The sequence below is a fragment of the Paeniglutamicibacter sp. NPDC012692 genome, from assembly GCF_042901625.1.
Taxonomy (GTDB): Bacteria; Actinomycetota; Actinomycetes; order Actinomycetales; family Micrococcaceae; genus Paeniglutamicibacter.
This window is the reverse complement of record NZ_JBIBDE010000007.1, coordinates 108,520-122,123: the sequence shown is the minus strand read 5'-3', so window position 1 is coordinate 122,123 and position 13,604 is coordinate 108,520. Positions and strand designations below refer to the sequence as shown.

General features: G+C 58.5%; 8 protein-coding genes and 1 pseudogene. 4 read left to right on the top strand and 5 right to left on the bottom strand.

The window, feature by feature from the left end; genetic code table 11:
• The first annotated feature begins 41 nt into the window (after window positions 1-41).
• Together ACFY5D_RS19745 and ACFY5D_RS19740 are read left to right on the top strand one after the other, a co-directional pair.
• On the top strand, window positions 42-401 hold the full coding sequence (locus ACFY5D_RS19745; protein ID WP_387533865.1) for a hypothetical protein: 360 nt from the start codon (window positions 42-44) through the stop codon (window positions 399-401).
• A gap of 15 nt (window positions 402-416) precedes the next feature.
• Entirely contained in the window at window positions 417-947 is a 531-nt protein-coding gene (locus ACFY5D_RS19740) for a thermonuclease family protein (protein ID WP_387533863.1), read from the top strand.
• Window positions 948-1,132: 185 nt separating this feature from the next.
• On the opposite strand, the gene ACFY5D_RS19735 is transcribed toward ACFY5D_RS19740, so the two are convergent.
• Window positions 1,133-2,128 carry a helix-turn-helix domain-containing protein gene (locus ACFY5D_RS19735; RefSeq protein ID WP_387533861.1) on the bottom strand — a complete coding sequence of 332 codons (996 nt, stop codon included), beginning with the start codon at window positions 2,126-2,128 and terminating at the stop codon, window positions 1,133-1,135.
• 187 nt (window positions 2,129-2,315) lie between these two features.
• Window positions 2,316-8,534 carry a DUF5979 domain-containing protein gene (locus ACFY5D_RS19730; protein WP_387533859.1) on the bottom strand — a complete coding sequence of 2,073 codons (6,219 nt, stop codon included), beginning with the start codon at window positions 8,532-8,534 and terminating at the stop codon, window positions 2,316-2,318.
• Window positions 8,535-9,380: 846 nt separating this feature from the next.
• Between ACFY5D_RS19730 and ACFY5D_RS19725 the strand changes: the two genes are divergently transcribed.
• Complete coding sequence (locus ACFY5D_RS19725) at window positions 9,381-9,761, top strand: RNA-binding S4 domain-containing protein (RefSeq protein ID WP_387533857.1); 381 nt, start codon at window positions 9,381-9,383, stop codon at window positions 9,759-9,761.
• Window positions 9,762-9,826: 65 nt separating this feature from the next.
• Window positions 9,827-10,054 (top strand): PLD nuclease N-terminal domain-containing protein, encoded by a 228-nt coding sequence (locus tag ACFY5D_RS19720; protein ID WP_387533856.1) that lies wholly within the window; start codon window positions 9,827-9,829, stop codon window positions 10,052-10,054.
• Window positions 10,055-10,392: 338 nt separating this feature from the next.
• On the opposite strand, the gene ACFY5D_RS19715 is transcribed toward ACFY5D_RS19720, so the two are convergent.
• The 3 genes and pseudogenes from ACFY5D_RS19715 to ACFY5D_RS19705 form a co-directional block, all read right to left on the bottom strand.
• On the bottom strand, window positions 10,393-11,496 hold the full coding sequence (locus ACFY5D_RS19715; RefSeq protein WP_387533854.1) for an HTTM domain-containing protein: 1,104 nt from the start codon (window positions 11,494-11,496) through the stop codon (window positions 10,393-10,395).
• Window positions 11,487-12,242 carry a DUF5819 family protein gene (locus tag ACFY5D_RS19710; protein ID WP_387533852.1) on the bottom strand — a complete coding sequence of 252 codons (756 nt, stop codon included), beginning with the start codon at window positions 12,240-12,242 and terminating at the stop codon, window positions 11,487-11,489. Before ACFY5D_RS19710 ends, ACFY5D_RS19715 begins: the two co-directional genes overlap by 10 nt.
• 110 nt (window positions 12,243-12,352) lie before the next feature.
• Window positions 12,353-13,604 (bottom strand): annotated as a pseudogene (locus tag ACFY5D_RS19705) (hypothetical protein); the annotation flags it as partial.

The window sequence follows — 13,604 nt, the reverse complement described above, 5'->3', positions numbered from 1 at the left end:
CTCACAGCTTCCGTCCAAGGCCAACACCTAAGATGGAACGCATGAGAATTTTGCACGCCAAGACGCCCGTGTTCGCCGCAGCCGCCGTGCTGCTTGTTTCCTTGACCGGTTGCGCGGGGATTGCCGATACGGCTTCTTCGGCCGCTTCCTCCGCCGCCTCGCAGGTGGCGGATGGCGCCAAGAAGGAACTCATCAAGACCGTTTGCTCCCCCATCAAGGACGGCACCATCAACGCCGGGGACCTGAAGGTCCTCAACTCCATGGTCGATGCGGTGCGCAACGGCGGCCTGCCCAAGGAAATCGTGAGCGCCCTCGATGACGTCGCCGCGGCCGGGGACAATGTCCCCGCCGATGCCCAGGCCCGCCTGGTCACCGCCTGCGACAACGCGCTGAACAGCTAGCCCGAACCCGCATCCATGGGAAAAGCCAAACGCTCCGGCGTGGCCGCGCTGGCCGCCGCCGCGGGCCTCACGGCGCTGGTCTGCGTTTGGCTTTTCCTCCCCGCGCAGGATCGTCCCGGGGCCGAACCGGAGAGCCAACAGGCAACAATCCAGCACGTGGTCGACGGCGACACCGTCTACGTGCTGCTGGACGGCAAGCGCACCAAGGTGCGACTGCTCAATGTCGACGCCCCGGAAATCCCGCACCCGGACAAGCCGGGTGAGTGCTTCGGCGAGGAAGCCACCCGGTTCCTCGCAAAGAAGCTCCCCGAGGGCAGCAAGGTCCAGCTCGAATTCGACGTGGAGCGGCTGGACCGCTACGGCCGCACCCTCGCCGGGATCACCTACAAGGGCGAATTCATCAACGAGACGCTGGTGTCCTCCGGCTACGCCACCGCCATGAAGGTCAACCCCAACGTGAGGTTCTACGAACCGATGCGTGCTGCGCAGAAAAAGGCCGAACGCGCCAAGGTCGGCTTGTTCGATCCGGCCAACGGCTGCCTCTAGCCATTGTGTCCGGCGCGCTCGATACCCAACGAAACGATGGCCAGGACATCTTCTACCGGGAACACGTTGCGGAGGGTAAAGCGCACCTACACTTGGCAGAACACCGCGCCATCATTCGACCGCAGGAACTGTCCAACTGAATTCGATTCCCGGCGACTTGTCACCTAGAAGCTTTGCCGCGCGGCTCAAGTGCTTCGAAACGCGGCCCGGTATTCGCGTGGCGTACGCCCATGCCGGTCGCGCATCGCGCGCGACAGCTGATCTGGTCCGCTGAACCCGGAGGCCTCGGCAATGGAGGATATCGGCGCATTGCCCGGCTGCCGCAACAACAATTCGGCATGATCAAGCCGACGTTCCCTGAGCATTCCGGCAACCGACACATTGCGGCCCTCGAAGAGCCGGTATAGCTGCCGCCTGCTGACCCCTACGGCCTTGGCCAGGGTCTCGGCGCTGGTTCCGGGGTCGGCGTACTCGGCTTCAAGGATCCCCAACACATTGGCTCGAAGTCCCACGGAATGCTTGTCCATCAATTCGAACCCCTCCTCGAACAGCGTGCCAAGCCCTGTCAGAAGTTCGAGGATGGACCGTTCCAGGTAATCCCGCAGCGAATCGTCGCCGGCTCGCTGAAGCGATATGGCGCTTGCCACCAGTGACCGTATTGCTTCCGCCACCGGAACCCGGTCCAATACCGAAGCCGCCATGGTCGCAGTGTTGATGCCACGTGCCTCAAAGTAGCTGCGAGGCACGTGGAACAACAACACGTCCATGTCATTGCTGCTTGTGGAAAGGAACTCATGGTCCAGCAGGAGCGTCAGCAGGGAATCGGTTCTGCCTGCGGATTCTTGCCCTCGTTGGCGGGTAACAATCTTCCCCGTCTTGATAAGGCATATTTGAATATGGCGATCATTACCATCACCCAAATGGGCGCGGGAACGATGAAACGTCACCGCATCGCCCCTACTGTGAGTGACCATCAGGCGGCCATGGTGCCAGCCATCCACCCGCCCGGTGTAGGCATTCGGGTCTAGCGCGCGAATTGTCCAGGCCTGCGAGAGAGACGCGAGCTCGTCGGGCCTCCGGATGGACAGGCCCCCTGCAAACCGCTCTGCGTTGCGACGGATGCGCTCATTGTCTTCGGCAACCTCAAGTGCACGCTTCTGAACGCCATTGCGAGTAGTCATTAACCGCCATAATCCCACATGATGTGTGGTATTCGTTGGCACGACACCAAAAATTTATGGAAACGAACGCATTATTCCCGGAAGAAGTAGATCCCGGGTCCAAACAGAAGGTCCGGGGTTCCCATCTTGACGATGGAAACCCCGGACCTTCGAGGCGAAGAGAAGTCCCTTCTAACCCTTTACTCTGTTATGCCTTGCGGCGACGCAACAAGAGGATTCCTGCCCCGACAGCAAGCAAGCCGCCGAATGCCAGTCCCACGGCTTGGAAACCGGTGTTCGGCAAGTCTCCGGCGTTTTCACTGCCGTTGCCGTTGCCGTTGCCATTGTTGTTGCCATTGTTGTTGCCGTTGCCGTTGTTGCCTTCGTTTTCATCCCCGGTGTCCGGGACGACAGGCTTCTCGAAGGTGTTGACCACCTCGATGACGGTATCGCCGACGACGGTTGCAATGCCGTCATCCGAACCGTCTTCTTCAACGAAGGTCACCGTTGCGCCATGGTCAGATTCCTCCCGGACCTGGCATTCAGCACCAACGGGAACCCACACGGCTTTCTTCTCTCCGTGCTTGAGCTTGAAGGACGCGTCATCGCCGGCAAGCGACACACCGCCGAACTCGGTTGAACAGGTCAGCGAGAATTCGTAGGGGCCCGGCTTGCCGTGGACCACGGTCTTCTCCACTGTCAGCTTGGCCGCGTCGAAGGTGTTGGTCACGGTGACATTGACGGGTGCCCCGACATCGGCGGTGACCACGGCCGGGTTGGATGCATTGGCGTTGCTGATTTCAACGTCGCTGGCTCCTCCCTGGTCCGTTTCGGTCGCGAAGCATTCGGCGCCAACCGGAAGCTTTTCGACAAGAACGGTCTGGCCGCCCGTGATGGTCAGGCTCCTGGTTTCCAGCGGCGTCGGAACGTCGGTCCCGTTCGGCAGCGAGCAGGTCAGCTCAACGGTGAACACTCGGTCCCCCACAAAGCCCGCGGCGTCGCCATCGACGATCTTGTCCAGGTTCAATGCACCGTACTCGAACGTGTTCGTGGCGGTGATCTTCAGTTCCTGGACGGCGTTCGGATCCTCCTGTGCGGTGACGATCGCCGCGTTCCCGAAATCGTCGAAATCGATCGCGTGGGAGGTTGCGCCACCGGTGACCAGTTCCTCGCCGAAGCAATGGGCGCCGACGGGCAATTCGGCTGGCTTGCCGTTCGCATTGTTCAAGGTGAGGGTTTCCCCGCCCTTGATCGTGACGACCTTGGAGTAGACGTCGGCCCGAAGCGGTCCGTCCTCCCCCTCGACCGGAAGCTGGCAGGTCACCAGAATCCGGAACTGGGCATCCTTGGCCCAGGTCTCGCCGGCGGCTGCACCGGCAAGGTCCTTGGTCAAGGCGATGGTGCCCGAGGAGAACTTGTTGGCGTCCTGCCCGGTGAATGCCACCGTCTTGTCCTCGCCCTGGACAATGGTCGCGGTCAGCGGTTCAGGTGTTTCGTCTGCCCCGCCGTTGTCGGTTTCAGTGACGATGCATTCGGTTCCGGACGGCAGCGGCCCCACTTGTTCGGAGACCAGGGCTGCGGCTGAACCGTCACCCTTCAGCGTGATCGTGGACTGCTTGCCCAAGTCCAGCGGATTGCCTTCGTAGGTGCAGACCAGCGAGAACTTGAACGGCCCCTTGGCGAATTCCTCGTCGGCGCCGGATCCGGTGGTCGACTTGTGGATCGCCAGGGTCCCGCCGTCAAACGTGTTGGTCAGCGTCGCCTGCGCCGTGGTTCCCTGCTCGATCTTGATCGGAGCCGAGGTGCTTCCGGTCGCGGAGGCCGGATCCCAGGTGACCGCCGTGGCACCGTGCGAATCGCTTTCGCTCATCACGCATTCGGAGCCCGTCGGCACGTCGTCAAGAACGGTCTTTTCACCGGCCTTGACCTCCACCGTTTTGTTGGTGAAGTCCGTCAACGGCTTGCCGTTGAACGTACAGGTCAGCGAGACCTCGAACTTCTGGGGGGCAAGGGCCGCAGCATTTCCATCCACCTTCTTTTCGATCGCCAATTTGGCAAGCGGGAAATCGTTGGTGATTTCCGCAAGCTGGTAGACCGGCACGTCGGCGGGGTCCTGGCCCAGTGCGGATTCGATGTCCACGACAATCGGCTTGTCCTTCGGCGCGGAGCTGGTGCCGCCGGCCGCATCGATCTCGTAGATCTCGCAGCTGGCACCGGCAGGAATGCCGGTGATGTACTCCGGGTTGGTGGAGGACACCAGGTGCACCTTGTCCCACACCGTCAGTGGCGCAGCTGCGCCAACCGGCTGGGTGGTGCAGGTGACCTGGACGGGGAAGAGTTGTCGATCCACCGGCACGTTGCCCGGGTTCGCGCCAATCTTTTTCGCCAGTTCCAGCCGGCCGTACGAAAGGCCCACGCCGACCTTGATGGGTTCGGTCGGCGGCATGACGTTCGCCGAGCCGTTGGCCCGGGTGGTGGTTTCCGCATGGGCGAAGGAATTCCACGCAATGGTCGGGATGTTGACCTGATCCACCACGAGCGGGGTCTTCATCTCGAAGTTGATCTGTGCCGTGTCGCCCGGCTGCATCGCCTTGTCAAAGGCAACACGGAATTGCGCCGCGGTGACCTTGTCGGAGAATCCGTCGTTCCAGTCGCCCCCTGCGCACTGTGGCGCCGCGGGGTTCAGGTCCAGGTCCTTGGTGCAGACGGCATCGTAGACAGGCTGGTTGGTGTAGAGGTTGGTGAGCTCGGCGGTTGCCTTGCCACCCTCGGACTTGTAGGTGAGCTTGGGTACGGAGTTGAGCAGCGGACGGTTGTTCCACTCGGTTCCGCGGTCCTCGTTCACGTGGACACCGGTGTCCCCCGGGGCGGGGAACTGGTCGATGATGCGCATCTGCTTGGCTGGCTCGGTGCCGGCGTTCACCACACGCAACATGTAGTTGTAGGTGTCCCCCGGGTTCACCAGTGCGATGCACGGGTACGCGGTGTACGAGACGCCGTCGTTGTCCTTGGTGCTCGGGCAGGTGGAGTCCCCCACCGGAACGGTCTCGCCGCTCCAGGTGTGGTACCAACCCAGCGCGACATTGCCCGCAACCCACTTGCGCGAGTCGAAGGCCGCGCCGGCCGCCGTGGTGAGTTCCGCGGTGTCGGTGCAGTAGGTCTTGCCGTCGATCTCCTCGTCAATCCCGGGGTTCAACCCGGTGGGATCGGTACAGGTGAAGTCGTCGTTCCCGACGTTTGCACCCATCTTGTTGGGAACTTTGTCCCCCGCCTGCACGCCCGGCGCCAGCAGGACCTCGATCTCGAGGGAAACCCAGGCGTTGGGTGGAAGGACCCACTGGTCACCGAAGTCCCAGGTCACGTCGGTGACCTTTCCGTTGCCGTCGCGTACGGGAACGAATGACTGCACGGTCGGTTCCGCTGCGCCCGCCGGCAGGTTGCCGAAGGTGAGCTTGTAGGGGTGGCCGGCTACGCCGTCTCCGGCGAACTCCTCGTTGAGCTGCATGTGCTCATCGAGGTGGTCGATGACGTCGAGGTTCTTCAGGTTCGAGTCCCCCGTGTTGGTCACCTTGAGGTGGAACGGGGCCTTCTGGCCCGGCGCGATCGTGGTGTTCGGGGTCTTCTCGACATTCACCGACGAGCCGCCCGGAACCACCTCGATGTCGGCCTTGGCGTCAGGAATCGTTCCCGGCGTGCCGGGGGTCTCTTCCTGGATGATCGTCTCGTACTCGCCGTTCACGATGTTCTCGTGCGTGCCGACCGTCGAGGAGTTTCCCTGCTGGTTCGGATCGCGCAGCGATTCAAGTAGCGTCACGTCGAAGGTGAGCTCGCCCTGGCAGCCGGAGCCGCCGGTTCCCCCGGCCGTGGAGCACGGGGTGAGCACAAAGCCGCCGTTGTCCGTGGTGTTGGACGACGAGAACGTCGCGCGGATTCCGCGCACCTGGTCGTTTGTCACGCCCGCCGGCAAGGAAGCGCTGCCGGCCGCGACGCCAGTGACCCACTGGCCGTTGACGAGTGCATCGATGGCCACCCGATCCGCACCGGCCGGGAACTTCAGGTCCTTGAACGACTTGAACTCGAAGGCGTTGAAGAAGGTCGCGTCGGCGTCCTCGATCTTCAGGAACCGGCTCGAGAGGTTGCCGTCATTGCTCACGGCGAGCCTGACCGAAGCCGTGGGGGCCTGCATGCCGGGAATGAATTCCGGGATCTCCCGCGGGCTGATCGACTTGACGATGCTGGCGGCTGCGCTCTTGTCGGCCAGCGTGATGGCCGGCGAACAGACTCCGTTCACCGGGACCTGTGCCGCATTGGGATCGGTGCCCACGGCGTCGAAGCAGTTCTGGATGATGGCCCCGTTTGCGATGCCCGGGCGTCGCTGGGTCACCACGTGCAGCGTCAGTCGCTGAGTGGGAGGTACCAGGCCAGGCTGGGTTACGCGGATACCGCGCGCGGCTTCCTGGTCCAGGACGCTGGATCCCGCGAAGGGTATCCATGCAGGGTCCTTGCCGGGAACGTACAACTCAATGACCGCACCGTTCTTTGCCCCTGAAACGGTGGCAGACGTGATGCGCAGCGAATCGAACGGGTTCGGGGCCTGTGGAGTTCCATCGGCGTCGAAGCGCGGGTCCGTGATCGTGACGCCGCTCAGCGGCACGTTGCCGTTGTTGGTGAACGTCAAGTTGAACGGAATCGGCTGTCCTTCGGGCACGGAGGTCTGGCCTACGTCCTTGATGCCTTCACCGCCGCCCTTGACCTGTTCCAGTTCGAGCTTGGCGCAGGCGTCCGCGACGGCGGATCCTGTTCCGTTGGTTCGACCGGCGGTGCCGGTGAAGTGGGCGCAGTTGTCGATCTGCGGGCTGGTGCCCCCGTTGAGGTCTTCCTCGTTGGCCTTGTCATTGAGGTTTCCGTGGATGCTGAAACCTGCCGTGGAACCGGGAGCAATGGTGGGTTGGCCGTCACCGTCGACGCCGGTGAAGTGGAGCTCGAGGCCGGTCGCCCGCGGTGCTGCCGGAAGCTCAACGAGCTTGCCGTTTTCCACTTCGATGCGTTCGGTGGTGCCGCCCTCGTATGTGACGATGACCCATCCGCTGTTCGCACCATTAGGGAAGGAGACCTTGAACTTCTTGGCGTCGAACTTCTCGAACTCGCTCACGTTCCCTGGGGCCGTGCCCGGTTCGTAGATGACCAGCTCCTTGATCGGGAAGTCGGAAGCGTTCTTGACTGTCAGGCCCATCGACACTCCGGAGTCTTGCCCGATGACAGCGTGCTCGCCGTTGTTCTTGGAGAAGTTTCCGTTGGAATCGGCGTAGAAGCGCTTTGCGGCTTCCAGCTTCAGGTCGCTGGGGAAGATCGGGAAGTCGTCGCAGGCGTCCTTCCCCTTGACGAGTCCCTGTTCCTTGTCGTTGGCGACAACCTGTGCACAGTTTCGGACGTTGATGGTTTTTGCCGGAAGGATCTCTTCGTTGTTCCCTCGTTCGAAGTCGCGAGCCTGGACATTGATGTCCACGTTTCCAGCGACCTTGGACGGCGGGAGTACGGCACCATTGACATCGGCAAAGATTGCCATGACACCAACCACGCCTTCCGGATCAACACCCTCCGGAAGAACCAGTTCCCCGGGCTGGGTGCCGGTGAGCGTGTTGGCGACGACCCATGAGCCGTCGACCAGCTTCACGCGGAACTCAACACTGTCTGTGCCCTCGGGGAAGGCGGTCACAGTTGCACCCGTGAAGTTGAAGTAGTTGAACACATCCACATCGTCTTCGGTCAGTTCCAGGGCGCTGACTTCGGCCGTGCTCGAGGACGAGTTGGAGATTCCCAACGAGATCGTGCTTTTCTCGTCAAGACCTGCCACCGCGCTGCCCGGCCAGGATTTAGTGCCTTCGGGCTTAACGATCGCGGGGATAGTAATGACCACGTCGGAGTCATCCTTGGACTCTGGGGTGTTCTCCGAAGTACCCGTCAGTTCGTTGGGTACCGTGATTCCGTCTTTGGCGTCCGTGTCGGGCGAAAGACGCATGCCGATTTCAACGGCATAGGTCGAACCGGCTTTCAGTCCGGTCTGGCCTGCGGGGTTCTGCAACTTCTGCTTAAAGACGATCTTGAGCTCACGGGTCTTGTCGTCGAACAAAACATCGTAGTCATTGGTCGATTTCGGAAGTGACGTGATGTCGAATGCAGCAGGCAGGATGTCGGTGAGCGTGGTCGCTACGCAGTCGGTCGTCAACGATTCACAGCTTGCACGCAATGAATAGGTGAACGATTCCCCGGGACGAACAGGGTTGCCTTCGAGGCTGTTGTCTTTCTTGACTACGAGCTTGGAGTCCGGCAGCTTATCGGCCCGCGGCTCAACCGCTCGCTTCTCGGCCTTCGTCGCAGGTGGTTCAGACGACGGCGCTTCGGGGTGCGCGTTTGCATCGCTCTGCATGGGGGTGGTCTGATCCGGCGTTTTCTGGCCTGAAAGTCCAGAATCGTCGGCAGAAGGAGTATCGCCGGTATCTACCTTTGGCGAAGAGACTGAATCAGAAACAGACGAGTCTTCATTGTTCGACGTTTCTTTGACGTCCTTCGAGGGAGTTAATGAAGGCGTAGACGCCACCGATGACTCCACCGGGTCAGAGGTTCCCTGCGCCGAAGCTGGCAAGACCCCCGCACCAGTCACAATGAGGGCTGTTGCGACGAATATGCGCCCGAAGCTCCCCAGCTTTGTTCTTTTCATTCGTGCAATTACTCCTCATAGGTCCCGGACAGCCGAGTCTTCTGCGTTTCCCCAATGACATTTACAGAGCTCACAAAATTGAGCATTCATGCTTTGGCAGACTATGCGGATGCATACCGTTACCGATCAACGACCTGAATGTTGGCACCAAATGCAAGCTAAGTCGTCACGCTTCGTCGGTTATCGATTGATTTCGGGTGACGGGACACACGTGGAATCTCTATCGCAACTCAAGGCATTTCGCCGGTCGGGACTTGGCCGACGGAGTCCGCTCTGCGTCGTATCGCTGGCTTTCCAAGCCGAGGTCCCCTACCTTTGGCATGGCGACAAGCAGGATCCGTTAGAATGATGTCATTTTCCTTCAGTTCACTTTGACAAAAAATCTACACATATATAGATGTGCGTTTATATATGAGAGAGCAATCCTGAGCGGCAAGGAATAAGTAAGTTATCGCTCGGGTCACCAAGTAGCAACTAGGTCGCACCCAGGGCTCACCATTTCTACCTGAAAACGGTGGACGTACTTTCAACGCGATTCATCGCTAGACTTTCAATGTGATTCAAGGATCTTCTAACGCCGTACGCATCGATGCATGGCTGTGGGCAATTAGGCTGTACAAAACACGATCTGCCGCCACGGCTGCATGCCGCGCGGGCCATGTTCGTCTCAACGATCGACCTGTCAAAGCGGCACAAATAGTCGTTCCCGGCGACACGATCCGAGTCAGGCAGTCAGGATTCGACAAAATCGTCGAGGTGACTGCGGTACTTGCAAAACGAGTCGGTGCAGACATTGCGGCGCGTTGCTATATAGACCACACTCCGGTGCGACCCAAGGAAGCGATTCCTCAAGTTCCCATTCGTGACCGTGGAGCAGGCCGTCCAACAAAGAAGGACCGTCGAGAAATGGAACGCCTACGCGACCACTTCCAGTAGCCCTGCGACTACGATTACAACTATCCATGAATACACGAGATTTCTGTTCGGAGTGAAGGAGAAAAATGCCTAGGAAAAAACAGTGGAACGAACTCAAAGTCGTCTCCCGTTGGCGCATTGTCATTCTGGGCTTGGCTCAACTTGCACTTCAGTTTGTCGCGCTTCGCGATTTAATCAAACGTCCGGCCGAGCAGGTCAATGGTTCAAAGGGCGCATGGGCGGCAGCCACCTTCTTGAATTTTATCGGCCCCGCTGCTTATCTGCTCTTTGGCCGCCAGCACAAGAGCAAATAGCGTTGTAGGTGAACGTGGGCGAACCCACCCCGGCCCACGGTACTTGCCACACCTGCCGAGGTTCGCCAGCCAGGGGTGTTTTGAGGATGACAGCTACAGGTTGCTTCCGAGCGACAAAAGATGTCTCGATGCGACGGATGGAAAATCGGCTAGTACAGCCTTCTTATGGCTCTGCTGATCCGAACCAAAGCCTAACCACGGCCCACAGTTATCTCCTCGTGGATTAATTCCTTGTTGCCCTTCGATGCAGCAAGAAGATCTGGTGGTGGAAACAAGTGGAGCTCCCTCATTCCATGAATGAGGGAGCTCCACTTGTTTCCCGGTGCTGAATGCGCAATTTAGACCATGGACGATTCCTTTGTTGAGGATTCGTGGTCCTCCGGCATCTCCGAATTCAGAAGTGGTCCTTCCATCGATACGGGCTCGGACCGAATCCAATTCTTGGCAATTGGTATTCTCCGGCCAATTCTACGGAACTGGATCCCCAGCCACGTTGCAATAGTGATCCAGGTTGCCGACGAAACCAGCACAGCGTCTGCCGAAGCCATAATTCCGGAGAAGAACGGCAGCCCCATGACAACTGCGATTCCCACATGCATACCAAGGATGGAAATCAGTGCGATACGTCGCGTGATGCGGTTGAAAAGCAGGAATGGGAACGCGATCTGCACGATAACAGTAAAATACGTCAACAGCACAACCATCCAGGTATTCGCCGTCAGCAGTTCAGAAAGCCACGGGAATGTTCCGTATGCCTTCGAGCTGATGGGGTAGTACATGGCTTCTCCGCTTTGCCACAAACTACCCTGAACTTTGTACATTCCCGCCTCAAAATAGACGAGGCACAACTGGGCAACGATTAAGCACAACGCGAGGTTGTGCAGAACTGTTCCAATCTGGCTCTCTGAATTGTTGCCTCTTAAAGACCTGCGACGAGCGTCCAACGACCAACGACGTGAAATATCGGCAAAGATCATGTAAATCAGCATGATTCGTATGAAGTAATTTCCACCGTCAGCGATTGGAGTATTCTGCGCATTGATCGCCGTATAGAAAACAAAGAAGAGTGGAGTGATTACACGCGTTCGCCACCCAACAATGAACGCGATGGTCAACAAGATCGCTACGGCGTACCAGCCCCAGAAAAATCCGGTCCCGGCCTCTCTCAGAATGTCTAGCGGCCACTGATATCCCAGAACCGCACGGTACGGATCCCAGTATGCCGACCCCGGACCCCAAACACGGTTGGCCACGGGTATGTTTTGCAGGAGCCACCCGAGTATGAGCGTGCCCGAGGCCATACGCATCACGGCCAACCCGTAATCAGCATTTCGATTAAGGACGAACCAATCGACTATCTTTACGATGAGATTGGCCGGTACATCCCTATGGTTAGAAACCCAATTCAGAATACTGGGAGCTGAAGAAGTCTTTACTTCCATGCTGATAGCACCTCCTCATCGAAGGCCAGAGCATCACGCCAGCCAATCTTGGTAAATATCGGTGACTGCTTCCCTGCTGGATCGTGCCGTTCGGCGAAAGGCGTTACGGGGTCACGACGCATCTGAACTTCAACAATTGAAACGCTATCGCCCCACCGATTCTTGGCGTAAAGGGTGGCAAATCCCACTGCGACCTTTTCCATTCGTTCATAAGCTCGAAGGTCATCGATCTGAGAGGCAGTGAACTTCTTTTTAGCTTCTGCGGAGTCTAGCTCAACGCCGAATACAGTTTGTCCCTGGATGTGGTTTGCTGCGATTTCCTGACGCTGCTTGTCGCTCAAATCATGAGCCGCGGTCCAGTATCGTCCGTGAATAGTCTTGGATTGTTTCGTGCTTCGGTTAGCAAGAATATTTCCGGCCGATGCTGCTTGTTCTTCCTCTGTGACATTGCGCCATTCCGAGAACTTGGCACCTGCCGCCACGCCGCCGGCGCATACCTCAATTGGGCTAAGACATGCTCGCATCAGAAAATATTCGTCTTGGGAATATGGGCCTGGAGCAAACAGGCTCCACCCCTGGTCTAGGGGACCAAGAAAGTACTTGTTCAATGCCGGCTGCAATGACGCCTTCAAAGGCGTTTGCGGACCGGTAAATGCGAGCGTCGCTGCGATATGAGCGATGACGATAAGACCGCCAAGCACCAACATAATTCTTGCGGGAATCCCAATGCGTCGAATCTTTTCCATTGATCTTCTTCGTGTGAGACGTGGAGACCATTTTTTGTGGTCGTGAGAATGATTGAAAGGGACCGGAACTTTCATTTTGAAAAAGTCCCGGTCCCTCACAAACTTACCGGCTAGAGTGCGCGGCGCTTACGGGAAACCATCAAGGTTACGCCGCCAGCCAGCAGCAACAGCACGGCGATTCCTCCGACAATAAGGGTTCCTTCGGAACCCGTATTGGCAAGCGGCTTAACCGGGCCAGATGTCCCGGCGTTGTCGCCCCTGTTAGCACCCGAATTTACAGATGAGTTATCTGCGTTGTTAGTTCCAGAGTTCACATCGGTATTTTCATCGGCGTTGTCATCCGAGTTATCAGACGTGTTCTCGTCGTTGTTGTCACCCGAGTTATCAGACGTGTTCTCGTCGTTGTTGTCACCCGAGTTATCAGACGTGTTCTCGGCATTGTTTTCTGCGGTTGAATCATCGTCAGCAACAACCGTGAACGTGACGTAGTCCTTGTCTTTGGAGGAGTTATCGACTGCAGTCAAGAGGTAATCGCCCAATTCGAGATTAGCAGTTTCGACGCGGCGGGAAATCTTTCCTTCAGCATCGACCGCTAGCTCGGATTCAAGAATCTCGGCACCTGGTACTGCGCGTGCAGCACTGGCAGTAAGTGCCAATAGCGAAACTTCTGCCGTTCCGTCCGCAGTAAAGTCCCATCCGGTCAACAAGGTAGTTTCACCCTTGACGACACGCTTCGGCGTGACATCAATGCTGACGTTAGTGGTGGCCTTCTTATCTCGGACTACCAGGAACGAAGAAGAAGTCTTACCTTCATTGTCCGTAGCGATAACTTCGTAGACCCCCGGTGCGAGGTCCTTCGAATCGAAGTCGAAGACGAACTTGCCGTTGTCACCGATTTCTTCGTCGTCAGTCAGAACTACCTTCTCGCCTGATCCATCAACGTTTCCTACCTCGATCTTGACAGTGCCACCAGCAGTGAACTTGTCACCGATGACCTTGACGGAGTCACCCTTCTCAACTTCACCAGGGATGACGGTGAGAGTCGGGTGTTCAGTGTTGTCAGCTGTGTTCTCCGCAGCGTTGTCAGCTGTGTTCTCCGCAGCGTTGTCCGCGGTGTTCACGGCAGCGTTGTCGGCAGCGTTGTCCGCGGTGTTCACGGCGGTGTTCACGTCCGTGTTCTCCGCAGCGTTGTCCGCGGTGTTCACGGCGGTGTTCACGTCCGTGTTCACGTCCGTGTTCTCCGCAGCGTTGTCCGCGGTGTTCACGGCGGTGTTCACGTCCGTGTTCTCCGCAGCGTTGTCCGCGGTGTTCACGGCAGCGTTGTCGGCAGCGTTGTCCGCGGTGTTCACAGCGGTGTTCACG

Coding starts and splice junctions, on each gene's coding strand:
- ACFY5D_RS19745 (WP_387533865.1), top strand. CDS start 42: ATGAGAATTTTGCACGCCAAGACGCCCGTGTTCGCCGCAGCCGCCGTG.
- ACFY5D_RS19730 (WP_387533859.1), bottom strand. CDS start 8,534: ATGCAGAGCGATGCAAACGCGCACCCCGAAGCGCCGTCGTCTGAACCA.
- ACFY5D_RS19735 (WP_387533861.1), bottom strand. CDS start 2,128: ATGACTACTCGCAATGGCGTTCAGAAGCGTGCACTTGAGGTTGCCGAA.
- ACFY5D_RS19715 (WP_387533854.1), bottom strand. CDS start 11,496: ATGGAAGTAAAGACTTCTTCAGCTCCCAGTATTCTGAATTGGGTTTCT.
- ACFY5D_RS19720 (WP_387533856.1), top strand. CDS start 9,827: ATGCCTAGGAAAAAACAGTGGAACGAACTCAAAGTCGTCTCCCGTTGG.
- ACFY5D_RS19740 (WP_387533863.1), top strand. CDS start 417: ATGGGAAAAGCCAAACGCTCCGGCGTGGCCGCGCTGGCCGCCGCCGCG.
- ACFY5D_RS19710 (WP_387533852.1), bottom strand. CDS start 12,242: ATGGAAAAGATTCGACGCATTGGGATTCCCGCAAGAATTATGTTGGTG.